Origin of the sequence: Paraburkholderia sp. USG1 (assembly GCF_031570135.1) — a bacterium.
GTDB classification, from domain to species: Bacteria; Pseudomonadota; Gammaproteobacteria; order Burkholderiales; family Burkholderiaceae; genus Paraburkholderia; species Paraburkholderia dioscoreae.
Window position 1 is genome coordinate 15,972 of the sequence record NZ_JAMWXW010000023.1, and the last position, 26,127, is coordinate 42,098.

General features: G+C 63.7%; 22 protein-coding genes. 10 read left to right on the plus strand and 12 right to left on the minus strand.

Annotation, left to right across the window (positions count from 1 at the left end; genetic code table 11):
- Positions 1-9 precede the first annotated feature (9 nt).
- Both NE850_RS26690 and NE850_RS26695 read right to left on the minus strand, forming a co-directional pair.
- Positions 10-723: an alanyl-tRNA editing protein gene (locus tag NE850_RS26690; RefSeq protein ID WP_007176463.1), complete on the minus strand. Its 714-nt coding sequence runs from the start codon at positions 721-723 to the stop codon at positions 10-12.
- A gap of 127 nt (positions 724-850) precedes the next feature.
- Positions 851-1,627, minus strand: a complete 777-nt coding sequence (locus NE850_RS26695) for an SDR family NAD(P)-dependent oxidoreductase (RefSeq protein ID WP_007176462.1) — start codon at positions 1,625-1,627, stop codon at positions 851-853.
- Positions 1,628-1,825: 198 nt separating this feature from the next.
- Between NE850_RS26695 and NE850_RS26700 the strand changes: the two genes are divergently transcribed.
- The 3 genes from NE850_RS26700 to NE850_RS26710 all read left to right on the plus strand — a co-directional run bounded on the left by NE850_RS26700 (position 1,826) and on the right by NE850_RS26710 (position 4,361).
- Positions 1,826-2,413 carry a TetR/AcrR family transcriptional regulator gene (locus tag NE850_RS26700; protein ID WP_035517082.1) on the plus strand — a complete coding sequence of 196 codons (588 nt, stop codon included), beginning with the start codon at positions 1,826-1,828 and terminating at the stop codon, positions 2,411-2,413.
- Positions 2,414-2,604: 191 nt separating this feature from the next.
- Positions 2,605-3,609, plus strand: coding sequence for an aliphatic sulfonate ABC transporter substrate-binding protein (locus NE850_RS26705; protein ID WP_007176460.1), 1,005 nt, complete (start codon positions 2,605-2,607; stop codon positions 3,607-3,609).
- Positions 3,610-3,743: 134 nt separating this feature from the next.
- Complete coding sequence (locus NE850_RS26710) at positions 3,744-4,361, plus strand: hypothetical protein (RefSeq protein WP_232064312.1); 618 nt, start codon at positions 3,744-3,746, stop codon at positions 4,359-4,361.
- Between the two features lie 77 nt (positions 4,362-4,438).
- Here the strand turns inward: NE850_RS26710 and NE850_RS26715 are convergent, their stop codons facing one another.
- From NE850_RS26715 to NE850_RS26745, 7 genes are all read right to left on the minus strand, one after another.
- Positions 4,439-5,308 (minus strand): alpha/beta fold hydrolase, encoded by an 870-nt coding sequence (locus NE850_RS26715; RefSeq protein ID WP_007176458.1) that lies wholly within the window; start codon positions 5,306-5,308, stop codon positions 4,439-4,441.
- 100 nt (positions 5,309-5,408) lie between these two features.
- Positions 5,409-6,647 (minus strand): 3-(3-hydroxy-phenyl)propionate transporter MhpT, encoded by a 1,239-nt coding sequence (gene mhpT, locus NE850_RS26720; protein ID WP_007176457.1) that lies wholly within the window; start codon positions 6,645-6,647, stop codon positions 5,409-5,411.
- 94 nt (positions 6,648-6,741) lie between these two features.
- Positions 6,742-7,758 carry a 4-hydroxy-2-oxovalerate aldolase gene (gene dmpG, locus NE850_RS26725; RefSeq protein WP_165187953.1) on the minus strand — a complete coding sequence of 339 codons (1,017 nt, stop codon included), beginning with the start codon at positions 7,756-7,758 and terminating at the stop codon, positions 6,742-6,744.
- Positions 7,759-7,771: 13 nt separating this feature from the next.
- Positions 7,772-8,713: an acetaldehyde dehydrogenase (acetylating) gene (locus NE850_RS26730; RefSeq protein WP_007176455.1), complete on the minus strand. Its 942-nt coding sequence runs from the start codon at positions 8,711-8,713 to the stop codon at positions 7,772-7,774.
- A gap of 24 nt (positions 8,714-8,737) precedes the next feature.
- Positions 8,738-9,544, minus strand: a complete 807-nt coding sequence (locus tag NE850_RS26735; RefSeq protein WP_165187951.1) for a fumarylacetoacetate hydrolase family protein — start codon at positions 9,542-9,544, stop codon at positions 8,738-8,740.
- 18 nt (positions 9,545-9,562) lie between these two features.
- Positions 9,563-10,513 carry a 3-carboxyethylcatechol 2,3-dioxygenase gene (locus NE850_RS26740; RefSeq protein WP_007176453.1) on the minus strand — a complete coding sequence of 317 codons (951 nt, stop codon included), beginning with the start codon at positions 10,511-10,513 and terminating at the stop codon, positions 9,563-9,565.
- Position 10,514: 1 nt separating this feature from the next.
- Positions 10,515-12,374 carry a bifunctional 3-(3-hydroxy-phenyl)propionate/3-hydroxycinnamic acid hydroxylase gene (locus NE850_RS26745; RefSeq protein WP_007176452.1) on the minus strand — a complete coding sequence of 620 codons (1,860 nt, stop codon included), beginning with the start codon at positions 12,372-12,374 and terminating at the stop codon, positions 10,515-10,517.
- 249 nt (positions 12,375-12,623) lie between these two features.
- On the opposite strand from NE850_RS26745, the gene NE850_RS26750 reads away from it, so the two are divergent.
- The 3 genes from NE850_RS26750 (at position 12,624) to NE850_RS26760 (ending at position 15,019) form a co-directional block, all read left to right on the plus strand.
- On the plus strand, positions 12,624-13,436 hold the full coding sequence (locus NE850_RS26750) for a DNA-binding transcriptional regulator (protein ID WP_007176450.1): 813 nt from the start codon (positions 12,624-12,626) through the stop codon (positions 13,434-13,436).
- Positions 13,437-13,643: 207 nt separating this feature from the next.
- The gene (locus tag NE850_RS26755) at positions 13,644-13,934 is read left to right on the plus strand and encodes a hypothetical protein (RefSeq protein WP_007176449.1); all 291 of its coding nucleotides are present in this window, start codon (positions 13,644-13,646) and stop codon (positions 13,932-13,934) included.
- A 401-nt stretch (positions 13,935-14,335) separates the two neighbouring features.
- A complete protein-coding gene (locus NE850_RS26760; protein ID WP_007176448.1) occupies positions 14,336-15,019 on the plus strand; it encodes a glutathione S-transferase family protein in 684 nt (227 codons plus the stop codon).
- A gap of 73 nt (positions 15,020-15,092) precedes the next feature.
- Here the strand turns inward: NE850_RS26760 and norR are convergent, their stop codons facing one another.
- Positions 15,093-16,685, minus strand: a complete 1,593-nt coding sequence (gene norR, locus NE850_RS26765) for a nitric oxide reductase transcriptional regulator NorR (RefSeq protein WP_035516489.1) — start codon at positions 16,683-16,685, stop codon at positions 15,093-15,095.
- A gap of 111 nt (positions 16,686-16,796) precedes the next feature.
- Between norR and hmpA the strand changes: the two genes are divergently transcribed.
- Positions 16,797-17,978 (plus strand): NO-inducible flavohemoprotein, encoded by a 1,182-nt coding sequence (gene hmpA / locus NE850_RS26770; RefSeq protein ID WP_007176446.1) that lies wholly within the window; start codon positions 16,797-16,799, stop codon positions 17,976-17,978.
- A gap of 516 nt (positions 17,979-18,494) precedes the next feature.
- Here the strand turns inward: hmpA and NE850_RS26775 are convergent.
- Both NE850_RS26775 and NE850_RS26780 read right to left on the minus strand, forming a co-directional pair.
- Positions 18,495-19,016, minus strand: coding sequence for a phasin family protein (locus NE850_RS26775; protein WP_165187945.1), 522 nt, complete (start codon positions 19,014-19,016; stop codon positions 18,495-18,497).
- A gap of 405 nt (positions 19,017-19,421) precedes the next feature.
- The gene (locus tag NE850_RS26780) at positions 19,422-20,453 is read right to left on the minus strand and encodes an alpha/beta fold hydrolase (protein ID WP_007176444.1); all 1,032 of its coding nucleotides are present in this window, start codon (positions 20,451-20,453) and stop codon (positions 19,422-19,424) included.
- A 297-nt stretch (positions 20,454-20,750) separates the two neighbouring features.
- Between NE850_RS26780 and NE850_RS26785 the strand changes: the two genes are divergently transcribed.
- From NE850_RS26785 to rbbA, 3 genes are read left to right on the plus strand one after another with little or no spacing between them, the layout of a single operon-like run.
- Positions 20,751-22,277: an efflux transporter outer membrane subunit gene (locus tag NE850_RS26785; RefSeq protein WP_007176443.1), complete on the plus strand. Its 1,527-nt coding sequence runs from the start codon at positions 20,751-20,753 to the stop codon at positions 22,275-22,277.
- Positions 22,274-23,347, plus strand: a complete 1,074-nt coding sequence (locus NE850_RS26790) for an HlyD family secretion protein (RefSeq protein WP_007176442.1) — start codon at positions 22,274-22,276, stop codon at positions 23,345-23,347. Before NE850_RS26785 ends, NE850_RS26790 begins: the two co-directional genes overlap by 4 nt.
- A 50-nt stretch (positions 23,348-23,397) precedes the next feature.
- A complete protein-coding gene (rbbA, locus tag NE850_RS26795) occupies positions 23,398-26,127 on the plus strand; it encodes a ribosome-associated ATPase/putative transporter RbbA (RefSeq protein ID WP_232064423.1) in 2,730 nt (909 codons plus the stop codon).

Below are 26,127 nucleotides of genomic sequence, written 5' to 3' on the forward strand. Positions count from 1 at the left end.
GTGTGCCCTTCAAACCAGCTCGATTCTGACCCGGCGATTGCGACGGCCCTTGTTCTCGATCTTCGCGATGCGGATGGGCCGCGACTGCGCGGTATTGGTAAGATGCGTGCCGCCGCACGCCTGCCGGTCCAGATCGCCGATTTCGACGATGCGCACCGTGCCGTCCGGCGTCGGCGGCGGAGCGACCGAGAGGCTGCGGATCAGACCTTGCGTGGCTTTCGCTTCGGCTGCGCTGACGTAGTAGACGCGCACCTCCATCGCGTTGCGGATCACCTCGTTGGCGGGTTCTTCCAGCAGGCGCAGCGCGTCATTATCCGCGTCGGGCAGATCGAAGTCCATGCGCGCGGTGCCGTCGGCGTTGATCTGCGCGCCGGTCACGAGCGCGCCGGCAAAGCGCTGATACACCAGCGCGTTGAGAATATGCGTAGCGGTATGGAGCTGGGCGACCGTGGCGCGGCGCGCAGCGTCGATAGCCACCTGCACATTGCCGGACAGTTCGAGCGGCTCGTCGAGCAGATGCCACAGCACGTCGCCTTCCGCCGCGACGCCGGTGATACGCACCGCGCCGTGCGCGTGCGTCAGCGTGGCCGCGTCCGACACCTGGCCGCCGCCGCCCGGATGCAACGCGGAACGGCCCAGCACGACCGCGCCCGGCCGTGCGGCGATCACGGCCGTTTCGAAGTCCAGCAGATCCGGCTGCTCATGGCAAAGATAATGCGGCACCTTGATGTCCTCGCAGGAATTGACTGAATATGCCTAAGCATAGCCAGTCCCGTGCGGGGCCGTCTTGGTTAAAAATGCCCTTCGGGCGGATCGCGGCGCCCCGCCGCGGACCCGGCTTCAATCCGCTTCAACCCTGGCGGAAAATCGGCGCACCCCACGGCGCGCCGATCGTGCCGCCATCCACGACGATCTCGGCGCCCGTCATTCCCGACGCGTCGCCGGACGCAAGGAAAAGCACCGCTGCCGCGACTTCTTCCGGCGTTGCGAGGCGGGCCATGGGAATACGCGGCGCAAACGCCTGTTCGGTTCCGTCGAGCGTCGCGCCTTCGCGCGCGCCACGCGTCCAGATCGGCGTACGCGTGCCGCCGGGAATCACCGTATTCACACGAATGCCGCGCTGCACGAGTTCCGACGCGAACACCTTCGCCATGCCCGTAATGCCGGCTTTGCTAGCGGAATACGCCGCCGCCCCCGGCGAACCGAGTTCGCGCATCACCGAGCCGTTCAACACCACCGCGCCGCCCGCGCTCATCAGCGGCAGTGCCGCTTGAACCGTCAGAAAAACCGCCGTCAGGTTGGTGCGAAGAATCGCCTCGAACGCGGCAGCCGAGGTGCCGCCGAGCGGCGTCGGCCCGGAGATGCCTGCGTTGGCGAAGACGATGTCGAGCGACCCGAAAGCGCCTTTGATCTGTTCGAACAGCGAGCCGATTGCCGCTTCGTCGTCGAGATTGGCCTGCACGCCCAGCGCGTTTTCGCCCAACTCCGTCACCGCCTGGTCGAGCTTCGCACGGTCGCGGCCCGTGATCACCACCCGCGCGCCTTCGGCGATCAGAAGTTTTGCCGTGACGAAACCAATGCCGCTATTCCCGCCAGTCACCAACGCTGTCTTTCCAGTGAAACGCATCATCTCTCTCCTTGATTGCGCCGCCCGCGCACCGGACATCACGGCGGCGCAGCGGCTGGAACGATTGAATCAAGCGGCAAAGCGCCGCTGCACGCGGACATCTCGCAAGACGCCCTTAGCCGGACAATCTGCATGTTGATCATCATGCACATTTTCAGTATTATGCTCATCATACAGATTGTCAAGAGGGTGACGGAAATGGGCTACTCGCAGGCGCAAAAAGCAGAAAGCCGGCAGCGCGTTCTGGAAACAGCCGCGCGGCAAATCCGGGAAGACGGGATCGAGTCGCTCGGCGTGGCGGACTGCATGCGGCGCGCCGGGCTCACGCATGGCGCGTTCTACGGCCACTTCGCTTCGCGTGACGCGCTGATCGTAGAGGCGTTGGAATATGCAGTCGCGCAGAGCGAGAAACGTATCGCGGCGTTGAACACGGGGTCGGGCGAGGCCGGATCAGCGAAGAAAGACCCGTTGCGGGCAATTGCCGACGTATTCCTCAGCGACCGTCATATCAGGAATCCCGGCAGCGGGTGCGCGCTGTGCGCGCTTGCCGGCGAAGCGCGGCATGCGGCACCGGAAATCCGCGAGCGTCTGACGCTTTACGTGCACAGGCTCGCGTCGCAAATAGCGCAGACGCTGGCGGGGCATAGCGAAAGCCTGGCGCTCGGCATCGTTGCGACCATTGTGGGCGCGGTGACGCTGGCGCGTGCTGTCGACGATCCCGAACTCGCCAGATCGATTCTTGCCGGATCGCTCGATCTGATCGTGGCACAAGGCGGCGACGCTTAACGGAAACGGCGCCCGCCTGCATTTGAAGACACCTGCGTGCAGTCGCACGCCGGGCGATTCTTCAAGGCTCTTGGTCCTTATGCGCTGGCGTTCGATGATTAGCTGAAACTGTCAGTTAGCGTCGCGCAGGGTCGTTGCTAGGATGGCCGATTGGCCTTCCCATTCAGACTCGACTCAAAGGACGCTCATTCATGGCGCTGTTCACAAGACGGGCTTTCATTCGCGTCGCACTGGCTTCCTCGCTGACCACGATCGCGGCGCGGAGCAATGCGCAAACATCGGCCTCGAATGGCCAGCTGGTCGCGCTGCGGATCGGCTATCAGAAGTCGTCGACCCTGATCACGCTCCTCAAGGCACGCGGTTCGCTCGACAAGGCGCTGGCGCCGTTGGGCGTTCGCGTGTCATGGAATGAATTTTCGAGCGGCTTGCCCCTGACCGAAGCGCTTAATGTCGATGCCGTCGATTTCAGCGCCGACGTGGCGGACACCGTACCGATCTTCGCGCAAGCCGCGCATGCAAACTTCGTCTATGTCGCGCAGGAAGCGCCGTCGCCGGGCGCGCAGGCAATCATCGTCAAGCAGGACAGTGCGCTCCATACGCTCGCCGATCTCAAAGGCAAGCGCATTGCCGTGACCAAAGCCGCCGGCAGTCACTACCTGCTGCTTGCGGCGCTCATCAAGGCGGGCCTTACGCCCGCGGATGTCCGCATCAGCTACCTCACGCCGGCCGACGGCCGCGCCGCCTTCGAGCGCGGCAGCGTGGATGCGTGGATCACGTGGGATCCATACGTGGCATCCGTCGACCACGAGGCCGACGTGCGCATTCTCGCGGACGGCAAGGGGCTCGCTTCATATCAGCGCTACTACCTTGCATCGAACCGCTTCGCGACGGCGCACCCTGATGTCATCCAGATCGTATTCGACCAGTTGACGCAAGCCGGCGATTGGTTGCGCGCGCACCCTCAGGAAGCGGCCCAGACACTCGCGCCAATCTGGGGACTCGACGCCGCCACCATCGAACGTGCGAATGCGCGCCGCAGTTATGCGGTACGCCCTGTTCTTGCGCAGAATTTCGGCGAGCAGCAAAAGATCGCGGATACGTTTTTTCAGGCCGGATTGTTGCCTGCCAGGGTGGACACGGTGCAGGCGCAACGCTGGGACTTCGGGGCGAAACGCGCGGAGGCTGCGGGTAGCTGACACGCGGTGTCAAAACGGTGTCAAAACGTACGGAGAAAACCGAATAAATCGCGTTGCGGAACGCCGCTCCAAATGTTTTTGGACAGTCGATTATCATGATTCGATCACCTCACTCGAACGACTCGGTGTTGGATATGACGAATACAGGCAAGGCTTTGATAATCGCGCTGGTTCTGGTGGATCTGGGATTCATCGCTTACCAGTTGCTCCCGAAAGGCGAGCGCTCCGAAGCGGCGTCCGCCGCGGTAACGGCCGACTCCGCCACTACGGCGGCGGTCGATCCGCGATTGGACGGCACGCATGTAACCGCCGGCAACGTGGTCTCCACTACGCCGTCTGCGAACAGTACGGGCGAGATCGCGGGCGCGCCGTTGGCGTCCCAATCCGGCTCCGTCACCAACGAGGCGGAAACGGCCGCAAAGCCGCCAGGACAGCGCCATAAACAGGTTCGCGCGGCCGGACCGACCGAAACGCGCGAATCGGTGACGGCGCAGCCGGTCAACCGCGCACGTGACGACCTGAGCCGCCACGGCTCGAATGCCGTCGCGGCGGCCATGACGGAACAGCTCGTCAGGGAGTCTTCCAAACCCGATCCGTCGCTGCCGCTGCCGCCGCCAATCCAGGCCGCGCCGGGCAGCCAGGATCACGGCGGGTCGAACCCCGTTGCCGCCGCGATAACGCAGGAACTGGTGCGGGAATCCGCACGCGTCAATCCAGCCCCGCAGACACCCGCACCGGGCGGCACGCAGTAAGACCGTAGTCCGAAATAACCGGATGGCGGCGCCCATGCGTGGGCAGCCGAGTCTCGCCGACGTGCGCGCGGCAAGCTTCAGTGCGCGAGAAAGTCCACCACCATACGGTTGAATTTCTCCGCATGTTCCCACTGCGCCCAGTGTCCGCAGCGGCTGAAAATATGCATCTCGGCATTCTGCATACCCGCGACGAGGCGCAGACCCACATCCATCGGCACAAAGCGATCGTCGCGCCCCCAGATCACCAGCGTCGGCGCCGCAATCTCGCCGAGACGCGGGCCGAAGTCGTTGAACTGCTTCGGATTGGCCGCGAGACTCTTCACGAAGTTTTCCAGATGATCACGACGCGCCAGCATATTGTCGAGCCGCGCCTGCATCAGATCGTCGGTCAGCGCCCTGGCATCGAACACGAAGACGTTCATCATCCGCTTCAGGTTGTCGATTGTCGGTTCGCGATACAGGCCTTGCAGCAGCTTGATGCCTTCTGTCGGCATCGGCACGAACTGGCTGGGGCCGCCGGTTCCACCGCCCATCAGTACCAGTTTGCCGACACGCTGTGGATTGGCGAGCGCGAACGCCACGGCGCTATGACCGCCCATCGAATTGCCGATGATGTGCACGCGTTCAATGTCGAGCGCATCGAGCAAGCCCTTCAGCGAACGTGCGTTGAGTTCGGAGCGCGAGCCGTTGCACACGACCGGATCGCTTTTGCTCCAGCCCAGACAGTCCAGCAGGATGACCCGATAGCCCGCCGCGACGAGCGGCTCGACGTTGCGATTGAAGTTCGCCCAGCCGCTCGCACCCGGGCCCGAGCCGTGCAGCATCACCACGGTTTCGGCGCCCTGGCCGGCGTCGTTGTAGTGCAACTGCACTTCTCCTTCGCCTTCCTTGATACGCACGAATTTGCTGGTCGACGCTTCGGTGATTGCCGATACATTCGAGGTCATGTTGCTTTCCTTGATCTGAAGAGAATTGATTGGCTGCGCACACCGCTCAGTCGCGCGCGAGCAGCATTCGGCGGCGCTATTGCGCTATTGCGTCATTGCGTCATTGCGCGGCAACCGGCGCGTAGACCGGCGCCGGCTTGCCAACGGCGAGCCACGCCGCAACCGCCGCGACCGCGATCAACGGAATGCTCGCGCTCAGCAGCACAGATGCGCTCTGCCCGATCGCCAGCAACTGTCCGGCGATCAAAGGTCCGAGAATCGAGCCCATGCGCCCCACCGCCACGGCGGCGCCCACGCCGGTACCACGCACGTGCGTCGGATAGACGCTGCTCGCGAGCGCATACAGCACCGACTGTCCGCCGACCAGAAACAGACCCGCAAGCAAACCGCCGCACGCCATCGACACACCGCCGCTCGCCGCCACGAGCGCGGCCAACGCCGCGGCAATGCCCAGATACATGCCGGTCACGGTGCGACGCTTGCCGATGCGATCCATCAGGCTTGCGATCACGATCGCGCCGATGCCGCCGCCGATGTTGAACATCATCTGCACGACGCCCGATTGCACGCGCGTGAGTCCACGGCTCAGCACCAGCGACGGCAGCCAGTTGATCAGGAAGTACAGCACGATCAACGTGCCCAGATAGCTGATCCACAGCGCGACCGTCGTGCCGGCTCGCCCTTCCTTCCACAATGCCTGCGCGATGCCGGACGGCGCCTCGCCCAACCCACGCGAGCCGCCGGAGCGCGCGGCAACGAAATGCGCCGACTCGCGCATGAAGATCGCCAGCAACGGCAGCACCAGCAGCGGTCCCACGCCGCCGACGTAGAAGATATGCCGCCACCCCGCATCGCCCGGACTCACGATGCCGATCACCGCCGCGAGCGCCGCACCGAACGGCATGCCGCAATACATCGCGCCCACTGCCGTATTGCGTTGATCCGGCGAGGCCGCTTCCGAGCACAGCGCGATCAGGTTCGGCATTGCGGCGCCCAGACCGAGTCCCGTGAGAAAGCGCGCGGCCAGCAGACTGTTCAGGTCCCACACCTGCGTAGTGGCAATCGAGAAGATGCCGAACAGCGCGACCGAGAGCATCAGCACGCGCTTGCGGCCAAGCTTGTCGGCGAGCCGTCCGCCAATCGCCGCGCCGGGCAGCAGGCCGAGCGCGCCGATGCTGAATGCCCAGCCCATCTGCGCGACCGCGAGATGAAATTCGCGAGCCATGCGCGGCGCCGCGACGCCGGTCGATTGCAGATCCAGCCCTTCCAGTAACGCGACGATCAGGCATAGGCCGATCGTGACGGCACCGGTGGTGCGAGTATTGGTTGATCGCTGCATAAAAAGTCTCCAATGTGTTTTCAGCATCGCTCTTGGCGGCGATAACGCTGGGTGGTTGCCGGCGGCTCGGGCAGCCGCCAGGCTTCTAAAAAAGCTAGACGCCGGCCGCGCGTTTCAGGTCCAGCGCCACGTCGACGATCATGTCTTCCTGGCCGCCGACCATGCGCCGCTTGCCCAGCTCGACCAGAATGTCGACGGCTTTCAGGCCGTACTTCTTCGCGGCCACTTCGGAATGCCGCAGGAAGCTCGAATACACGCCCGCATAACCGAGCGCCAGGGTTTCACGGTCCACGCGTACCGGACGGTCCTGCAAGGGCCGCACGATATCGTCGGCGGCATCCATCAGCGTGTAGAGATCGGTGCCGTGGTGCCAGCCGGCGCGCTCGGCCGCGGCAATGAACACCTCCAGCGGCGCATTGCCCGCACCCGCGCCCATGCCCGCGAGACTCGCATCGATGCGGTCGCAACCTTCTTCCACCGCGACGAGCGAATTCGCGACGCCGAGGCTGAGGTTGTGGTGCGCGTGCATGCCGGTCTTGGTCTCCGGCTTCAGCACGGCCTTCAATGCGCGAAAGCGCGCACGCACGTCGTTCATGTTCATCGCGCCGCCGGAGTCGACCACGTAAATACACGTTGCTCCGTAGCTTTCCATCTTTTTCGCTTCGACGGCGAGGTTTTCCGGCGTGGTCATGTGGCTCATCATCAGGAAGCCGACCGTGTCCATGCCGAGTTCGCGCGCGTATTCGATATGCTGCTTCGAAATGTCAGCCTCGGTGCAATGCGTGGCGACCCGCACGATACGCGCGCCCGCCTGGTACGCCGCCTTCAGATCGTGAATCGTGCCGATGCCGGGCAACAGCAGCGTGGCGATCTGCGCGTGCCCGACCACGTCGGCGACCGCTTCGATCCACTCGAGGTCGCTATGCGCGCCGAAGCCGTAGTTGAAACTCGACCCTTGCAGACCGTCGCCATGCGCGACTTCGATACTGTCCACCTTTGCGTTGTCGAGCGCGCGAGCGATCTGCTGCACGTTGTCGATCGAATACTGATGACGGATCGCGTGACTGCCGTCGCGCAGCGTCACGTCGGAGATATAGAGTTTCCTGTCCATGAGAAGCGTCTCCTTAAGCCTGCACGAGGGATTGCGCCATGCGCTCCGCGGTCGCGAGCGCGGCCGAGGTCATGATGTCGAGATTGCCCGCATACGCCGGCAGATAATGCGCCGCGCCTTCGACCTCGATGAACACCGAGGTCTTCAAACCGCTGAAGCGGCCAAGGCCCGGAATGTTCAACGGCACGTCGGCGGCGATTTCGTCGAACTGCACTTTCTGCTTCAGACGGTAGCCGGGCACGTACGCATGCACGGCAGCGGCCATCGCTTCGATCGAGGCTTCCACCTGCGCGCGGTCGGCGAGATCCGACAGCACGTAGACCGTGTCGCGCATCATCACCGGCGGCTCGGCCGGATTGAGCACAATGATCGCTTTGCCTTTGGCCGCGCCGCCCACGGCTTCGATCGCCTTCGAGGTGGTTTCGGTGAACTCGTCGATATTCGCGCGCGTGCCGGGACCGGCCGACCTGCTGCTGATCGACGCGACGATTTCCGCGTAGTGCACCTTCGCCACGCGCGAGACCGCGGCCACCATCGGAATCGTTGCCTGACCGCCGCACGTCACCATGTTGACGTTGCGGCTGTCCAGATGTGCGTCGAGATTCACGACCGGCACGCAGTACGGCCCGATCGCGGCAGGCGTCAGATCGATCAGCCGGATGCCAGGTTTCAGCGCGCGCAGGAACGCGTCGTTCTTCACATGTGCGCCGGCCGAGGTGGCGTCGAACACGAAGTCGATGTCCTCGAACACCGGCAGGCGCGTCAGCCCTTCCACGCCTTCGTGCGTAGTGGCGACGCCGAGCCGCGCAGCGCGCGCGAGACCGTCGGACGCCGCGTCGATACCGACCATTGCCGCCATCTCCAGGTGCTCGCTGTGCCGCATGATCTTGATCATCAGATCGGTGCCGATGTTGCCGGAGCCGATGATCGCGGCCTTGAGTTTTTCGCTTGCCATGTGAGTCCTCAGTCGGATGATTGCTTATGCGGAGAAAATCGCGCGAGCGCTGCCGAGGCCTTCGATCTGCGCGCTGAACGTGCCGGGCTGCGTCACCGCGACCATCGGGCCGAGCGCGCCGGTCATGAGGACGTCGCCGGCTCGCAGCGGCGTGCCGAGTTGCTGCAGCCGGTCCGCGAGCCACACGGCGGCGTTCAGCGGATTGCCGAGACACGCAGCGCCGTTGCCGCGCGAGAGCGTTTCGGCATCGTTCGAAAGGGTCATCGCGCAAGCCGAGAGATCGACGTCGCGCAGCAGCACGGGGCGGCTGCCGAGCACGAAGCGCGCGCTCGACGCGTTGTCCGCGACCGTATCGACGAAGCGGATATTCCAGCCCTCGATGCGGCTGTCCACGACTTCGATTGCGGCGACCGCGTACGCCGTCGCGCGAATCAGGTCGGCGTAGGTGTGCTTTTCATGCGTGAGATCGTGTTCGAGTACGAGCGCGATTTCCGCTTCGACCTTCGGCTGGATCAGTTCGCCGAGCGGCACCGGCTGGTTGTCGCCATACGCCATCGACGCGAACAGCGCGCCGAAGTCCGGTTGATCGACGCCGAGCTGCCGTTGCACCGCGGGGGAAGTCAGGCCGATCTTGCGGCCGACAATACGCTCGCCGGCGGCCACTCGCGCCTCGACGTTGACCTGTTGCACTGCATACGCGAGGCCGGCGGCGTCGGCTGCGTTCAGATGGGCGAAGCGCTCGTCGTCGCGCAACGGCGCGATGGTCTGACGCGTGTGTTCGGATTCGTGCAGCCGCAGGGCCAGCGCTTCAGCATTGCTTCGATGGTTCATATCGGGTTCCGTGATTCGTCAGGCGGTTTCGGCAATGGGCCGCGCGTGCATCGCGCCGAAGCCCGCGATCCACTCGGGGATCGGCCGGTAGTAATCGAGCGTGGCGCGATAAGGTCCGTACGCCTGCAGCGCGCCGAATGCGGCGATCCACGTGCGGACCTCGTGCGCGGACTTGCCTGCCTCGCGCGTGATCGCGGTATCGGTGAAGCCGTCGAGCGCGGGCAATTCCCCTTCTTCGAGCAGCTTCAGGAACGCGCGGTCCCATTCGGGATTCAGCGGATGCAGGCGGCTGTCGCCCGCGGCGAACGCGCGGGCCGCCGCGACAGTGCGGGCCTGGCGCGCCGCCCGGGCTTCCGGCGATGGATTGCGGCCAGCGATCAGACGCTCGGCGACTTCGTCCGTGGCGCCCGCCAGTTCGGGCACCGGCGGCTCGTGCGAAATGCCGCCGGAGCCGATCACCAGCACGCGTTGACCGGACCGCGCGAGGCTGCGGCCCAGCGCGTCGCCGAGCAAACGCGCACGGCGGCACGACGCCATAGGCGGCGCGACCGAGTTGATGAACACCGGCACGACCGGATAACGGTCCAGTGAGCCGGTGAGAATCTCCAGCGCCTGCGCGCAACCGTGGTCGACCTGCATCCGGTACGACAGGGCAACGTCGACGTCGGCGGCGAGCACGGCTTGCGCGAGATCGAGCGCGATGTCGGCGGGGACCGCAAGCTGGCCCGCCAGACTGCCGAAGTCGCCAACCGCGCTCGCCGAAGCGCCGATGCAGAACGGCGGCATCACGTCGTAGAAGAAACCGTTGTAGTGGTCCGGCGCGAACACGACGACCAGTTGCGGATCGAAGGCCGCAACACGTGCGCGCGCCGCCGCGTGAATCCGCCCGACTTCCTCGACGACGTCCGGCGCCGGATCGCAGTAGCCGCTAAGCGGCGTGTGGGAAAGACATTCGAGCAACACCGGCATGTCAGGCTCCGGTCGCAACGGCCGCGATGGCCGCGACGCTTTCCGACGCGACGGCCCGCTCAGGCACCGCAAGCTTCACCGCGGGCCACTCGCCCGGCTTCAGCGAGAGCTTGACGGCAAGTTCGCCGATGCAGTCCGACACCTGTTGCGGCGTGCACATACCCGCGACGAAACGATCGGGCCGCAGCAACACGACCGACTCCGGCACACGTGCGAACCACTCCTTCAGCCGACCCTGCACATCGCCGATGGCGATCACGCCCTCCGGCACGTCGTCATGAAAAGCCAGCTGATTGTCGGGCTTGGCGAGCACGAAACAGCCGCCGAGGCGTTGCCACGTTTCGCGCGCAAGCGGCGACAACCCGAAGGTGGGATCCGAGCCCCAGCCGATAATCGCAAAGCGACTGCCGAGCACGTCGTCCAGACGCACGACGTTGCCGTCCACTGTGCGTACACGAGGCTGAATGAACATGCGCCCAACCGGCGAGTGACACAACGGATCACGGCCGTACACGAGGCGGCCGAGCAGCGACTCGCGCTTCTCGCTCATCAGGCCGAGCAGCCGGCCGGGCGCGGAATGACCGGAGCGTTCCAGCACGCGAGCCAGCACGCCATGCTTGCGTTTGCGCTCCGCCAGCAGGACCACACCCGTTTCGTAGCGCGGCATCGGCTTGAAACGCATCTCCACGAAGTAGCGCTTCATGGCGGGGACCACGTTGAAGGTCCGCACGAAGGCGTCGCGGAATTTGATGCCGAAGCGGCTCGTCGGCGCGAAGATGTCGCCCGCCACTTCCGAGAGATGGATCATCGAGCGGGCGTGAGCGCGGCGCTCCGCCGTGTAGGTGTCGAGTAACGCGTCGCCGGCGATCTGCTTGACCACCATTGCCAGCTTCCAGCCGAGATTGCTAGCGTCGCGAATCCCGCTGTTGTAGCCCTGCCCTTGCCAGACCGGCATGATGTGCGCGGCGTCGCCGGCCAGCAGCACGCGGTCCACGCGGAAGGTGCTGGCGAGCCGCGCATTGTGCGTATAGACACGCTTGCGGATGTAGTCCACCTTCTGCGGATCGGCCACCACCTTGCGGATCAGCGCAGCCATGTTCTCCGGCTTCGACAGTTCCTCTTCGGTTTCTCCCGGCATGACCATGAATTCGAAGCGGCGAATGCCGTGCGGCAACGCCGCCGACACGTACGGCCGTTCTGGATCGCAATGCATGTAGATGTGCGGCGAGCCGATCGGGTCATTACGCACATCCACCACGATCCATTGATTCGGTTTCGTACGTCCCTCGAAAGGCACGTCGAGCATGCGGCGCACGAAGCTGTTGCCGCCGTCCGCGCCGACCATGTACGACGCGCGCACCGTGCGGCGGCGGCCTCTCTCGTCCTCCGCCTCGATCGTCACGCCGGTCGCGTCCTGCGTGAACCCGCTCACGCTGGTGCCGAACAGCACCTGGACATGCGGGAAGCGGCGCAGCCCTTCGTACAGCACACGATCAGCGAGCGGCTGGATGAATGCATTGCGGCGCGACCAGCCGAATTCGTCGGTGCGCGGTTCGATCGACGCGAAGCAATGACCGGTGTGCGTGACGAAGCGCATCCAGTGGTCAGGCGTGGTGTGCGGCAACAGCACGTCGGCGAGGCCGACCGATTGGAACACGCGCAGCGCTTCGTCGTCGAGACCGATGGCGCGCGGATAGTCGATGATCTGTTCGAGCTTTTCCAGCACCACCACGCGCACGCCCTGCAAGCCTAGGTAATTGGCGATCATCAAACCAACGGGACCGGCACCGATAATCGCCACGTCGGCGGACACGGTTTCGCAGCGGCGGCTCGCGGCCACCGGATCATTCGATGAGGGCATACTGTCTCCTTTCCCGCGAGCGGCCGAACGCGCCGCCGCTTCAGATAGCGGACTTGTTTGAAATATCCAGGGAGAGCGCGGCGTGACGATTGCGTATCGCCATGGCGAAAAAGTCGCGCATGAGATGCGGCATCTCGCGTCTCCATGAATCGTTGATTTGCTCGCAGTCTAGGACTCGCGCCGTACGGCCTCAACAATTTGTGAGAAATGTGCATAGAATGCACATGGTTGATTTAATGAGATTTTCTGGTGACAAAATACACAAGCGTGCGGGGGCTCGCGCGCGGCCTGCAGGTGCTGCAGGCGCTCAATTCCGTGGAAAGCGGCCGCGCCACCAGCCAGCAGATCAGCGATCTGACCGGACTGCATCGCACCACCGTGCGACGACTGCTGGAGACGTTGATGGAGGAAGGTTTCGTGCGGCGCAGCGCGTCGGACGACAGTTTCCGCCTGACGCTGCAGGTTCGTTCGTTGAGCGAAGGTTTTACGGACAACGAACGGATTGCAATGATCGCACCGCCGATCATGGGACAATTGCTGCAGCGCGTTGCGTGGCCTTCGGACCTCACTACGCCGGACGGCGACGCGATGATCATCCGCGAAACAACGCACCGCTTCAGTCCGCTCTCGTTTCACCGTTCGATGGTCGGGCGCCGTTTGCCGATTCTGCTGACCGCTGCCGGGCGTGCCTACTTTGCGATGTGCCCCGACGGCGAGCGCGAGGACATTCTCGAATTGCTGCGCTCGGGCGTGGGCGGTGAGGAGCAGAAAGCGCTCGCCGCCAACGACACGTTGATAAAGAGCCTCGTGAAACGGGTGCGCACGGACGGCTTCGGCTCCAATCACGGCGACTGGTCCGCGCAAAGCAAGATCGGCGCGGTCGCCGTTGCGATCGTCTCGCGCGAACGTGTGCTCGCGAGTCTGAATGTGGTGTTTCTTTCGCGGGCGGTGACGCTCGCGGAGGCGAAACGACGCTACGTGCCGGAGCTCCAGACCGCAGTGCGCGAGATGGTTGCCGCGCTCGAGTCGCAGGATGAGTCGGGTGGAAAGAAGCCGGAGTGAAGGACGTGGCGCCGGCGGGGTTCCTGCGTATATTCACTGCCGTTTACCCTTTGCCGTTCGCCGCTTACCGCGCGCCTATTCTTCAGCGGAATACTCGACGCCCCAACCACCGCAGATTGACCAAAAAACAGGCTTCTGTTCGCCGGATTGAAACCCACCGTGCAGGCGCACACTGACATCGTGCCAATCGCGCAAAAGGAGCCTCAAATGTCTTCCCGCCACGACAAAAACGACGAGTTCGAAATCGGCCTGCCGGCTGTTTCGACGACTGAATGGACGAGCCCGGTGCCGGGCGCTGACGCCGATACGATGCGCGGGCTGCACCTCGCATCGGAAAGCGTGTTGTGCCTCGCAACGCAGACTTACGACGCGGTTGCGCGCGGCGACGCGGCGGGTGCGCAAGCGGCGCGCGCCTCGCTCGAACAGCAATTGGCACTGGCCACGCGCCTGATCGACGAGCTTCTGCTCGACGGCGCCGGCCCGCACACGACGCATTGACCGGCCGGCAGGCCGGACAGCACCAATCGCAGTCTCAACTTCTGAAAACTGAAATGAGCGCTCTGACGGTAGTTCTCTGCATCTGGTTCATGGTGGCCGTTTGTGCCGTTCTCTTCATTCGCGGCGCCAACCCGCGCGTAGGGCGTCCCCGCAAGGCGCCGCAAAAGCGCCCGGCGCGCTTTTCGATCGCGGAGTAACGGCGCGCTGGCGGCAGCGATTCGCTCGTGACAACACGTGCGAATTCTTCGAACGATCTCATCGGAATAGTTGTACGGCAAACGCGGCCCGGCGGCCCATCATCACCACAGGTCGCAACGACCCGGCCGCCATCGCAGCGTAAGTGCGACCGGCAATGTGCCGCACGGCCGTCATTTGCGTAGCCCTATTCCACGGAGATCGTCATGCTGAAGTTTTACTTCCACCCCTCGCCGAACCCGATGAAAGTCGCGTTGATGCTCGAAGAACTGCAGACCCCGTTCGAGTTGATCGCGGTCGACACGTTCAGGGGCGAGCAACATCGCCGCGAGTTTCGCGAGATCAACCCGAACGCAAAAGTCCCCGCGATTACCGACGACGGCGTGACCGTGTTCGATTCGCACGCCGTCTTGCTGCACCTCGCGGCGAAACACGAGCGCTTCCTGCCGACATCGGCTGCCGAGCGTGCGCAGGCCTTGTCGTGGCTGATGTTCGTCGCGACCGGACTGTCGCCGTTTTCGGGCCAGGCGGTGCACTTTCTGCATCACGCGCCGACGCCGCTGCCCTATGCGCGCAATCGCTATCTGAAGGAAGTCGAGCGCCACTATCGCGTGCTGGACGAACGCCTCGCGACGTCGAAGTATCTGGCCGGCGATACTTATTCGGTCGCGGATATCGCACTGTGGGGCTGGGCCAACTTCGCCGGCTACATTCTCGGCGAAGCGGGTTTGAGCGCGTATCCGAACGTAAAGCGCGTGGTGGACGAAATCTCCGCGCGTCCCGCCGCGGCACGCGCACAGGCCTTGAAGAACAAGCTGACGCTGAAAGCCGAGTTCGATGAAGAAACACGCCGCGCGCTGTTTCCACAAAACGAAGAAATGACCGCTTGAGCGTCCTGCTGTTGGACATGCCGCGCAACCTGTTGCCACTTTGCGGCGGTTGCGCGGCCAGGCATATTGCGGGTTATTTGAGGCCAAGCCGTTTGGCCAACCGGTTCAGATTCGCCCGATCGAGACCGAGTTCGCGCGCGACCGCTGCCCAATTCCGGTTGTGGCGCGCCAATGCGTCGAGAACGGTGGTCCGCTCGAACTCGGTCACCGCGCTGCGGAAGTCCTTCACGCCGGTCCCGGCCGGATCGGCGGGCATTTGACTTGTGGTTTCGTCCGGTGCGGCCGACAGCGCGAAGTCGGTGGCGGTCAACGTCAGAATCCGACGGCGCTCGCGATTCGCGGCTAGCGCCTTGAGCGCGCTCCGCCCGATCAGATGCTCGAGTTCACGCACGTTGCCCGGCCACGGATAATGCAGCAGCGCGGCTTGCGCATCCGCCGCGAGACGCAGGCTCAGCAGCCCGAGCCGGGAGCGATTCTCTTCAAGGAAAAAACCTGCGAGAAGCAGCACATCGCGGCCGCGTTCGCGCAGCGGCGGCACGCGTAACGGATAGACGCTGAGACGATGATAGAGGTCCGCGCGAAAGCGCCCCGCGCGCACCTCTTCGGCGAGATCGCGATTGGTGGCCGCGATCAGCCGCACGTCGACCTTGTGTTCGTGGTCCGAGCCGATCCGCTGCAACTGGCCGTTCTGCAGAACCCGCAACAGCTTGGCCTGCACGAGAAGCGGCAGTTCTCCCACCTCGTCGAGAAACATCGTTCCGCCATCCGCCAGTTCGAATTTGCCGCGCCGGTCCGACGACGCGCCGGAGAATGCGCCCCGCACATGCCCGAACAGTTCACTCTCGACCAGCGTGTCGGGCAGCGCGGCGCAATTCAGACTGACGAGCGGCTTATTCGCGCGCGACGAGAGCGCATGAATTGCGTTGGCCACGAGTTCTTTGCCGACGCCTGTCTCGCCGGTGATCAGCACGGTCAGATCACTGCCGGCGACAACCTCGATCTCCTGCATCAACTGCGTGTGGGCTTCACTGCTGCCGATCATCTCACGCCGACTCTGGCTACTCGCCTGCCGGTAGGCCTCCGCGCGCCGCCTCTCCGCCTCGCCGCTGCGCGCCAGCGTATCGATCCGCTCGACGACACTCACCGTAGCCGCTGCAAGACTCAGAAACGCCTGTAGCGAGGCCATGTCGATGCTATCGAAGCGCGCCGGGTCCAATGCATCGAGCGTGAGCAAACCCCACGGCCGGCCGCGAACAAACAGCGGACAGCCGAGGCAATCGTGAACTTCGAGATGCCCGGTGGCGCCTTGCACGAGGCCGTCGTAGGGATCCGGCAAATCGGAGTCGGCGGCGAAACGCGTCGGCTCCGAGCGCGACAGAAGTTGCTCGAAGCGCGGATGGTCGGTGACACGAAAGCGCCGCCCAAGCGTATCGCTGCTCAAACCGTCGATCGCGAGCGGCACCAGCGTGTCGCCTTCCAGACGCAACAACGCCGCCGCGTCGCCGGGAAACAGCGTCCGCAGGCTGCTGAGCAAACGGCGGTAACGCTCGCGGTCGGACAGGTCGCGCGAGAGATCGAGGATCAGGGGCGTGAGGACGTCGAGCAGTGCCTGCGCAGTCAGATCGACTCCGTCTGGAGTCTTTGCGACCAGGGTCGAATTGACCATCATCGAATTCAGATCGTTGATTTATTTGCATTTTATACCTGGCACGAAACATGGATAGAAAAGCACGACAGTCGATGCACGACTGACTACCCACTCACACCAGGACTATTTATGCTTTCCGCCGAACACCGCGCTATCGTCAAAGCCACCGTTCCTCTTCTCGAGAGCGGAGGCGAAGCGTTGACCACGCACTTCTACAAGATTCTCATCGGCGAACATCCCGAAGTGCGTCCCATGTTCAACCTCGCGAATCAGGCAAGCGGTGCGCAGCCACGCGCGCTGGCCAACAGCGTGCTGATGTACGCGCGTCACATCGATCAACTCGAACAACTCGGCGGGCTGGTCTCGCAGATCATCAACAAGCACGTCGCACTGAATATCCTGCCGGGGCACTATCCGATTGTCGGACAGTGCCTGCTAAGAGCCATCCGCGAAGTGCTCGGCGCCGAAATCGCAACGGATGCGGTCATCGCAGCGTGGGCCGCCGCATATCAACAACTTGCCGATCTGCTGATCGGGCTCGAAGAAAAAATCTACGCCGAGCGGGAAGCGGCGCCGGGCGGCTGGCGCGGCACGCGGCTCTTTCGTGTCGCGCGTAAAGTGCGGGAGAGCGACGAGATCACGTCGTTCTATCTGCGCCCCGACGACAACGGCGAGTTACTCGCGTTTCATCCGGGACAATATATCGGCGTACGGCTGTATATCGACGGCGAAGAAGTACGCCGCAATTACTCGCTCTCGGCCATGTCGAATGGCCGCGAATACCGTATCAGCGTAAAGCGCGAACCGAATGGAAAGGTGTCGAATCATCTGCATACGCACGTCAACGAAAACGACACAGTCGAACTGTTTGCGCCGGCCGGCGACTTCACGCTCGAACCGGGCGACAAGCCGCTGGTGCTGATTAGCGGCGGCGTGGGCATCACCCCCACGCTGGCCATGCTGCAAGCCGCGTTGAATACCCGTCGTGTCGTGCACTTCATCCACTCGGCACGTCATGGCGGCGTTCATGCATTCCGCGACACGATCGAGCAACTGGCCGCGCGTCACCCGCAATTGAAGCGTTTCTATTGCTACGAACAGCGCCGCGCCAACGATGCCGACGCCGATGGCATCGGCTATCTCGACCAAACGCGTCTCCATGCCTGGCTGCCGGAAACCCGCGACGTCGACGTCTATTTCCTCGGCCCGATCGCGTTCATGAAGGCCGTCAAGAAGCATCTGAAGGCGATCGGCGTGCCGGAATCACAAAGCCGCTATGAATTCTTCGGCCCGGCTGCGGCGCTGGAATAAACCCTGGTGGATTGGTCACGGCTGCGTTGGACACGCCGCTGGCTGGTCCATTTCGAACGGGCATCCGGGACACCCGTTCGATTCTTCCGCCTTTAGCCTTTACGAAGACGTCTTTACGATGCCGCGCAAGCGCCTCAGTAAAGCGTCAGCATGCTCGCGATCAACCTTTGATATTTCGCGCTGATTCAGTATCGCCTCGATGCGCTGACGCCAATAGCCCGGGTCACTCACTAACGACGTGCAAGCCATCGAATCACCTTTGGAAGTTAATCTCTCAAGCGTTGTGACTATCGTTTCGATATGCAGAAGATCATTCTTAAAAGAGGCGTGACTTCCCATTACATTCCCGGCTAACTTTTTTAGCGCCTTCGGATCGCCCTTCGAACGAGTTGGCAAGCAATGCGATACCCATTTCGTCTCCGAATCGGTCGATCCGTCCTGCTTGCAGGAAAGCGGAGCAACAGCCGTGAAGCGTTTGCGCCAGGCTGTGTGAGCATTGCTATTGGTTGATCTGCTTTATTTGTCCCGCGTAGGCACAGGTGCGGCCTGGCCTGCCTGCGCCACGGCAATGGCTTGTGCGGCGGCTTTGCGCATTGCTTCGTAGGCTACCCCCGCGCTGGAAACCGCGGACTTGAACACGGTGACCGCGACCTCCGAACCTGCCGGCGCATTGCGGGAAAAATCGTCCATGGCCGTCTGCATTTTTGCGTTCGACTGCGCGAAGCGATCTTCGAAGAGTTTCAGAAACTCGGCCTGCGCGCTATTCGCAATTCCAAACAGGTGACTGTTATACGACAGCACTTTCTCCGCCACCGGTTTCGCATTGCCGGCTTGATAAACAAACAATTCCATCGGCGTCTTACCGGAGACGGCCAGTTGCCAGGCCTGTTCGCTCTCGGCGAGCGTGGCCCTGGCTGCCTGCAGGTTCAACCTGGCCAGTTCTTCAAAATACTGGAATGTTTGCTGCGCCAACGAAAATGCGACGGCAACATTGGCACTTTGCATGGAGATAAACTGATCCGGCGTCGAAAAATACACTCTGCACTCCTTCTTTAAACCTGCACATTGCTCCAGACGAGGTATGCGAAAACAGCCTGCAAGCATGCGGATTGTTGGCCTGACGGCTCCCAGTCCCCTCGAATCGTTCTGCGATACAGAATTAGATGAAACATTCTAACTTTGTTAAACCGGCGTCTGGCGCACTGTTTTGTAGGTAGTTACCCTTGGTTAATCGCGTTGATTTGACTGAAGAATTGGGCGGTCCGAAGGTTCGGTGGGCCTCTGCAACGGACTTATGAATCGCAATCCGCGGTTGCACAGCGGGCGAGTCGGGCGGCAGCACCCAAGCGTCGCGGTCGTATCGGCAACGAACGGCGGGGGCGGTCTCGCGGGGCGTAGCGGATCGCGATTCGTGACGAGCAAGGTCACGGACGCAAAGTCCCCTCACAACCGGGCGACGTCGGCGATTGCATCGGCGAATGCCTTCGGCGCCTCCTGCGGCAGGTTGTGGCCGATACCGCCGCCAATGTTCCGGTGCGCATACTTGCCGGTGAACTTCTTCGCGTACGCTGCCGGTTCGGGATGCGGTGCGCCGTTCGCGTCCCCTTCCATCGTGATGGTCGGCACGGTAATGACCGGCGCCAGTGCCAGACGCTTCTCCAGTTCGTCGTATTGCGCCTCGCCCTTGACCAGACCCAGACGCCAGCGATAGTTGTGTATCACCACCGCAACGTGATCCGGGTTGTTGAACGACTGCGCCGAGCGCTCGAAGGTTGCATCGTCAAAATTCCATTTCGGCGATGCCGTATGCCAGATCAGTTTGTTGAAGTCGTGGCGGTTCGCTTCGTAGCCTGCATAGCCTCGCTCCGTGGCGAAATAGAACTGATACCACCATGCCAGTTCCGCCTTCGGCGGCAACGGCGCCCGGTTGGCTTCCTGACTGCCGATCAGATAGCCGCTCACCGACACCATCGCCTTGCATCGCTGCGGCCACAGCGCCGCGATGATGTTCACCGTGCGCGCGCCCCAATCGAAGCCGCCAAGAATCGCCATGTCGATCTTCAACGCGTCCATCAATGCAATGATGTCCACGGCAATGGCCGCCTGTTGCCCATTGCGGGGCGTGTCCGCTGAGAGGAAACGCGTCATGCCGTAGCCGCGCAGATACGGCACGATGACGCGGTAGCCCGCGGCTGCCAGCAACGGCGCGACTTCGGCGAAGCTGTGGATATCGTAGGGCCAACCGTGCAGCAGGATCACCACCGGCCCATTCTGCGGACCTGCTTCTGCATATCCCACGCTCAGCGTGCCTGCGTCGATCTGCTTCAGGTTATCGAAGCCGGCGGCACGTGGCCCCGCGTTCGTACCGCTCGCCTGCGCGTGGGCGATTCCGCCGAGCCCGAGTTCCATCAGGCTGAGGCCCGCAAGCGCCGTCCCGAGCAGACGGCGACGCCGGTCATTGATCCGGTCAGACATGGCTATTCTCCTTGTGTGCGAGAGCGTCAAGCCAGATGAACCGGCCTGGAAGCATTAGACCCGGCAGAAGTATCTGGCTTGTGTCGCCAATGCCCGCGGATGAAACGTCATGTATCGGGCCGCGGGCCAGATACATTGCGATACAAGGAAAGCGGCCCCGACCTGTCCGTATCCACATGATCCAGATCAAGCTGCCCCATCCATAGCGTCGGTTATAAGTATTTGCAGCATAAAACTTGCTGGGGCACGGGCCATTGCCCTGATCGAAACACCCTGGCCAATTCACCAGACGCTCACATGTTCTCATCGCCGCATTCACGACCGCCGCCAGCAACACGCCGCTCGCCTCGCAGCGGCACACGGTTCGCATCGGCGCTCGTACTGGCAGCGGCGCTCGGCGCCGGCGGATGCATGTCGCTCGCGCCGCACTACGTACGCCCCGCGCTGCCGGTTCCCGACACCTGGTCGACCGGGTCTTCCGCCGACGGAACATTGTCCGCCGACGCCACATCGGCCGCCAGCCAGATCGACTGGCGCAGCTATTTTCCCGACGCCCAACTGCAGGCCCTGATCGAGCAGGCGCTAACCGGCAACCGGGAACTGCGCATTGCCGTGCAGCGCGTCGAAGAAGCTCGTGCAACGTACGGTATCCGGCGCGCCGACACGCTCCCGACGATCTCCGCCGGCGGCTCCTATGTCCGTTTCCGCGCGCCTGGCGTACTCCTGCCCGGCGGAAGCATCGACGGTGAGGCGTATCAGGTCGGGCTGACGGAAAGCAATTGGGAGCTCGACTTCTGGGGCCGCGTGCGCAACCTCAAGGACGCAGCCCTTGAGGAATTTCTGGCGAGCGACGCCGCGCGCCGTGCGGCCACCATCAGCGTGATCGCAAACGTAGCGGACAATTATCTGCTGCTGCGCGAACTCGATGAGCGTATCGCCGTTGCACGCGAGACGATCGCAAGCCGCTCTGAATCGCTGCGCATTTTCCGCCGCCGCTTCGAGGTGGGAGCGATCTCGAAGCTCGATCTCCGGCAGTCGGAAATTCTGCTGCAGCAGGCGCAAACGCTGGTTGCGCAACTGGAACAGTCGCGAGCCGCTCAGGCCCACGCGCTCGCCGTCCTGGTCGGCGCGGCCGCCCCGCTGCTCCCGGCACCGCTGAACGACGCGAGCGTTGGCCCGGATCTGCATGCGGGACTGCCGTCGTCATTGCTGGAGAGGCGTCCGGACATTGTCGCGGCGGAACATCGGCTGCGGGCCGCGAACGCGAATATCGGCGCGGCACGCGCGGCATTCTTTCCGCGCGTCACGCTCACGGGTGCCATCGGGTCGACGAGCACCGATCTTCAGCACCTGTTCGCGTCGGGTAGCGGCGCGTGGATCTTCACGCCCAACGTCTCACTGCCCATCTTCGATGCCGGGCGCAATCGCAGCAATCTGGAACTCGCGAAGGCCCGCGAAGGCGAAGCAGTGGCGCAATACGAAGAAACCATTCAGGACGCCTTTCGCGACGTAGCCGACGCACTGTCGGCAAGAGAGTGGCTCGCCGCGCAGGTTCAGGCGGAAACCGACACGCTGGTGGCGCAGTCCGAGCGCGCGCGGCTTGCCAGGCTGCGATACGACAACGGCGCGACACCGTTTCTGGAAGTGCTCGACGCGCAGCGCGATCTGCTCAACGCACGGCAGCAACTGATACAGACACGGCGCGCATTGCTCACGAGCCGCGTCGCGCTCTATGCCGCGCTGGGTGGAGGCGTGCAGGATGCAGATCCGACTCCCCCGCCTTCAGCCGCTGACATCACACTCAAACAAGGCCCATTGCCATGAGCCCCAGCAGAAAAAAACTGACGCTCGGCGTCGCCTTACTGGCCGCGATCGTTGTGGCCGGATACTACGGCTGGACGATGTTGCATGACTCGGGCCCCGCAGCAGGTTTCGTGAGCGGCAACGGCCGCATCGAGGCGACCGAAATCGACGTGGCAACCAAACTGGCCGGCCGCGTCGAGACCATTGCCGTCGACGAAGGCGACTTCGTCAAGGCGGGGCAGCCGCTTGCGACCATGCAGGTGACCGTGCTCGACGCACAGCTTGCCGAAGCCCGCGCGCAACATCAGCAGGCGATCAACACCGCGCTTAGCATCGAAGCGCAGGTCGTGCAGCGGCAGAGCGACAAGGTGGCTGCCGAAGCCGTGGTCTCCCAGCGCGAAAGCGAACTGGACGCCGCGCAACGCAAGCTGGCGCGCTCGGAAACGCTGTCGCGCGACGGCGCGTCGTCCATGCAGGAACTCGACGACGATCGCGCCCGCGAGCGCGGCGCGCAAGCCACGGTCCGCGCCGCGAGAGCCCAGGTCACCGCCGCCCAGGCTGCCGTCGACGCGACACGTGCGCAACTGGTGGCCGCGCATTCGGCGGAGCGCGCCGCTCTCGCGACCGTTGCGCGCGTCGAAGCCGACATCAGCGACAGCCAGTTGACGGCGCCGCGCGACGGCCGCGTGCAATATCGCATCGCCGAGGCCGGCGAAGTGCTCCCCGCGGGTGGCAAGGTTCTCAACATCGCCGACCTCTCCGACGTCTACATGACGTTCTTCCTGCCGGAGACGGTGGTCGGCAAAGTCGCGCTGGGCGCCGAAGTGCGCGTGATACTCGATGCCGCGCCCACCTATGTGATTCCCGCCACCGTCTCCTTCGTCGCCAGCACCGCGCAGTTCACGCCGAAGACCGTGGAAACCAGCAGCGAACGCCAGAAACTGATGTTCCGCGTCAAGGCGCGCATCAATCGCGAACTGCTGCTGCAGCATCTGAAGCTCGTCAAGACAGGCCTGCCGGGCGTCGCGTGGATCAGGATCGATCAGCACGCCGCGTGGCCTGCTTCGCTCGCGATCAAGGTGCCGCAGTGAGCGGCGTGACGGCGGCTGAAGCTCCGCCGGTCATCCGGCTGAGCAACGTCATGCTGCGTTATGCGAAAACCCTTGCGCTCGACAACCTCACGCTGGATTTTCCCGCCGGCCGCATGACCGGGCTGATCGGGCCCGACGGCGTCGGCAAGTCGAGCCTGCTGGCGCTCGCAGCCGGCGCCCGCGCGGTTCAGCAAGGCACCGTCGAGGTGCTCGGCGGCGACATGCGCTCGCGCCGGCACCGCGCGCTCGTCTGCCCTCGTATCGCCTACATGCCGCAGGGTTTGGGAAAGAATCTGTACCCGACACTGACCGTCGAGGAGAACCTGCAGTTCTTTGCGCGGCTATTCGGCCACGACGCCCCGGAGCGCCGCCGACGCATCGACTCACTGACCCGCAGCACCGGCCTGAAACCGTTTCTGGCGCGCCCGGCGGGCAAACTCTCCGGCGGCATGAAGCAGAAGCTGGCGCTCTGTTGCGCGCTGATCCACGACCCCGATCTGCTGATTCTCGATGAGCCGACCACCGGCGTCGATCCGCTGGCACGCGCGCAGTTCTGGAATCTGATCGCGAGCATCCGCAAGGGCCGCCCCGGCATGAGCGTGATCGTCGCAACGGCTTACATGGACGAAGCGCAGCGCTTCGATTCGCTCGTCGCGATGGACGCTGGACGGATCCTCGCGACAGGCGAGCCACGCGCCCTGCTCGAGCGCACGCACAGCGACACGCTGGAAGCGGCGTTCATCGCGCTGCTGCCGGAGGAACGGCGCCGCGGTCATCAGCCGGTCGTTGTCGAACCGCTGCCGGCCGACGCCGCTGCCGACCTCGCCATCGAAGCACGCGATCTGACCATGCGCTTCGGCGATTTCGTCGCGGTGGACCACGTCAGCTTCCGCATCCGCAGCGGCGAAATCTTCGGCTTTCTCGGCTCCAACGGCTGCGGCAAGTCGACCACGATGAAGATGCTGACCGGACTGCTGCCCGCCAGCGAAGGCTCGGCCAAGCTGTTCGGACGCGAAGTCGATCCCAACGATATCGACACGCGCACCCGCGTCGGCTACATGTCGCAGGCCTTTTCGCTCTATGGCGAGCTGACGGTTCAGCAGAATCTGGTGCTGCATGCACAGCTCTTTCACGTGCCGCCGCAGGAGATTGCCGCCAGGGTCGACGAGATGGTGAGCCGCTTCGGCCTGAGCGACGTACGCGACGCGTTGCCGGACAGTTTGCCGCTCGGCATGCGCCAACGCCTCTCGCTGGCGGTCGCGATGGTGCACAAGCCGGAACTGCTGATTCTCGACGAACCGACTTCAGGCGTGGACCCCGTCGCTCGCGACAACTTCTGGCAGTTGATGATCGAGCTCGCCCGCCGCGACCAGGTCACGATTTTCATCTCCACGCACTTCATGAACGAGGCAGAGCGCTGCGACCGCATCTCGCTGATGCATGCGGGCCGCGTGCTCGCGACCGAGGCACCGGCGGAACTCGTGCGCCTGCGCGGCACGGCAACCTTGGAGGAGGCCTTCATCGGCTACCTGATCGAAGCGGGTGCCGACAAGGCCGAAGAAGGCGGCGCCGAAGCAATGATCGAAGCGCCCGCAAGCACGAGCGATTCCGGGACGGGCACGCTGGATCGATCCTCGAACCGCTCCCGCCCTCGCGCGTTCAGCCCGAGCCGCGCCCTCACCTATATCTGGCGGGAGGCGCTCGAATTGCGCCGCGACCCGGTACGTGCCACGCTCGCCCTGCTCGGTTCACTGGTGTTGATGTTCGTGATGGGCTATGGCGTGAGTCTCGATGTCGAAAGCCTCACTTACGCGGTTCTCGACCGCGACCAGACCGAACTGAGTCACGACTACGCGCTGAACATGTCGGGTTCGCGCTATTTCGTGGAACAGGCCCCGCTCAGCGACTACAACGATCTGGACAAGCGCATGCGCAGCGGTCAGCTCTCGCTCGCCATCGAAATCCCCCCGAATTTCGCACGCGATCTGCAACGCGGCGCCCCGGTGCAACTGGGTGTGTGGATCGACGGCGCAATGCCGCAGCGCGCGGAAACCATCCGCGGCTATGTGCTCGGGCTGCATCAGGCCTGGCTGATGGATCAGAGCATCCACCGCCTCGGCCTGACACCGGCCGCGCAGGTCAACATTGAAACGCGCTTTCGCTACAACCCCGACGTGAAGAGCGCCCCGGCGATGGTGCCCGCGATCATCCCGCTACTGCTCCTGATGCTGCCGGCCATGCTGACCGCGCTGGCGGTAGTGCGTGAGCGCGAACTCGGCTCGATCATCAATCTGTATGTCACGCCGGTCACGCGCAGCGAGTTTCTGTTGGGCAAGCAGGTTCCTTATGTCGTACTGGCGCTGCTCAATTTCCTGCTGATGACCATGCTGGCACGAATCGCTTTCGGCGTGCCGGTCAAAGGCAACTTTCTGACGCTACTGGCCGCAGTGCTGATCTATAGCATCGTCGCGACCGGCATGGGCATGCTGGCATCCACGTTCACCCGCAGCCAGATTGCCGCGATCTTCCTGACCATGATCGGCACGCTGATCCCGGCCATCCAGTTTTCCGGCCTGATCAATCCGTTGTCTTCGATGGAAGGCAGCGGGCGCATAATCGGCTCGATCTATCCGGCCACCTACATGTTCACGATCAGCCGCGGCGTGATCAACAAGGCGCTGGGCTTTACCGATCTTCACGCACAATTCTGGCCGCTGCTGGCCGCCATACCGGTGGTACTCGGCTTGACCACGGTACTCCTCAAAAAGCAGGAGACCTGA

Bases quoted from the DNA above. Each gene is read 5' to 3' on its own strand.
- norR (WP_035516489.1), bottom strand. From the start codon at position 16,685: ATGGTCAATTCGACCCTGGTCGCAAAGACTCCAGACGGAGTCGATCTG.
- NE850_RS26700 (WP_035517082.1), top strand. From the start codon at position 1,826: ATGGGCTACTCGCAGGCGCAAAAAGCAGAAAGCCGGCAGCGCGTTCTG.
- NE850_RS26715 (WP_007176458.1), bottom strand. From the start codon at position 5,308: ATGACCTCGAATGTATCGGCAATCACCGAAGCGTCGACCAGCAAATTC.
- NE850_RS26780 (WP_007176444.1), bottom strand. From the start codon at position 20,453: ATGTCTGACCGGATCAATGACCGGCGTCGCCGTCTGCTCGGGACGGCG.
- mhpT (WP_007176457.1), bottom strand. From the start codon at position 6,647: ATGCAGCGATCAACCAATACTCGCACCACCGGTGCCGTCACGATCGGC.
- NE850_RS26755 (WP_007176449.1), top strand. From the start codon at position 13,644: ATGTCTTCCCGCCACGACAAAAACGACGAGTTCGAAATCGGCCTGCCG.
- NE850_RS26735 (WP_165187951.1), bottom strand. From the start codon at position 9,544: ATGAACCATCGAAGCAATGCTGAAGCGCTGGCCCTGCGGCTGCACGAA.
- NE850_RS26785 (WP_007176443.1), top strand. From the start codon at position 20,751: ATGTTCTCATCGCCGCATTCACGACCGCCGCCAGCAACACGCCGCTCG.
- NE850_RS26760 (WP_007176448.1), top strand. From the start codon at position 14,336: ATGCTGAAGTTTTACTTCCACCCCTCGCCGAACCCGATGAAAGTCGCG.
- NE850_RS26740 (WP_007176453.1), bottom strand. From the start codon at position 10,513: ATGCCGGTGTTGCTCGAATGTCTTTCCCACACGCCGCTTAGCGGCTAC.
- NE850_RS26730 (WP_007176455.1), bottom strand. From the start codon at position 8,713: ATGGCAAGCGAAAAACTCAAGGCCGCGATCATCGGCTCCGGCAACATC.
- dmpG (WP_165187953.1), bottom strand. From the start codon at position 7,758: ATGGACAGGAAACTCTATATCTCCGACGTGACGCTGCGCGACGGCAGT.
- NE850_RS26710 (WP_232064312.1), top strand. From the start codon at position 3,744: ATGACGAATACAGGCAAGGCTTTGATAATCGCGCTGGTTCTGGTGGAT.
- NE850_RS26695 (WP_007176462.1), bottom strand. From the start codon at position 1,627: ATGCGTTTCACTGGAAAGACAGCGTTGGTGACTGGCGGGAATAGCGGC.
- NE850_RS26705 (WP_007176460.1), top strand. From the start codon at position 2,605: ATGGCGCTGTTCACAAGACGGGCTTTCATTCGCGTCGCACTGGCTTCC.
- NE850_RS26745 (WP_007176452.1), bottom strand. From the start codon at position 12,374: ATGCCCTCATCGAATGATCCGGTGGCCGCGAGCCGCCGCTGCGAAACC.
- NE850_RS26790 (WP_007176442.1), top strand. From the start codon at position 22,274: ATGAGCCCCAGCAGAAAAAAACTGACGCTCGGCGTCGCCTTACTGGCC.
- rbbA (WP_232064423.1), top strand. From the start codon at position 23,398: ATGCTGCGTTATGCGAAAACCCTTGCGCTCGACAACCTCACGCTGGAT.
- hmpA (WP_007176446.1), top strand. From the start codon at position 16,797: ATGCTTTCCGCCGAACACCGCGCTATCGTCAAAGCCACCGTTCCTCTT.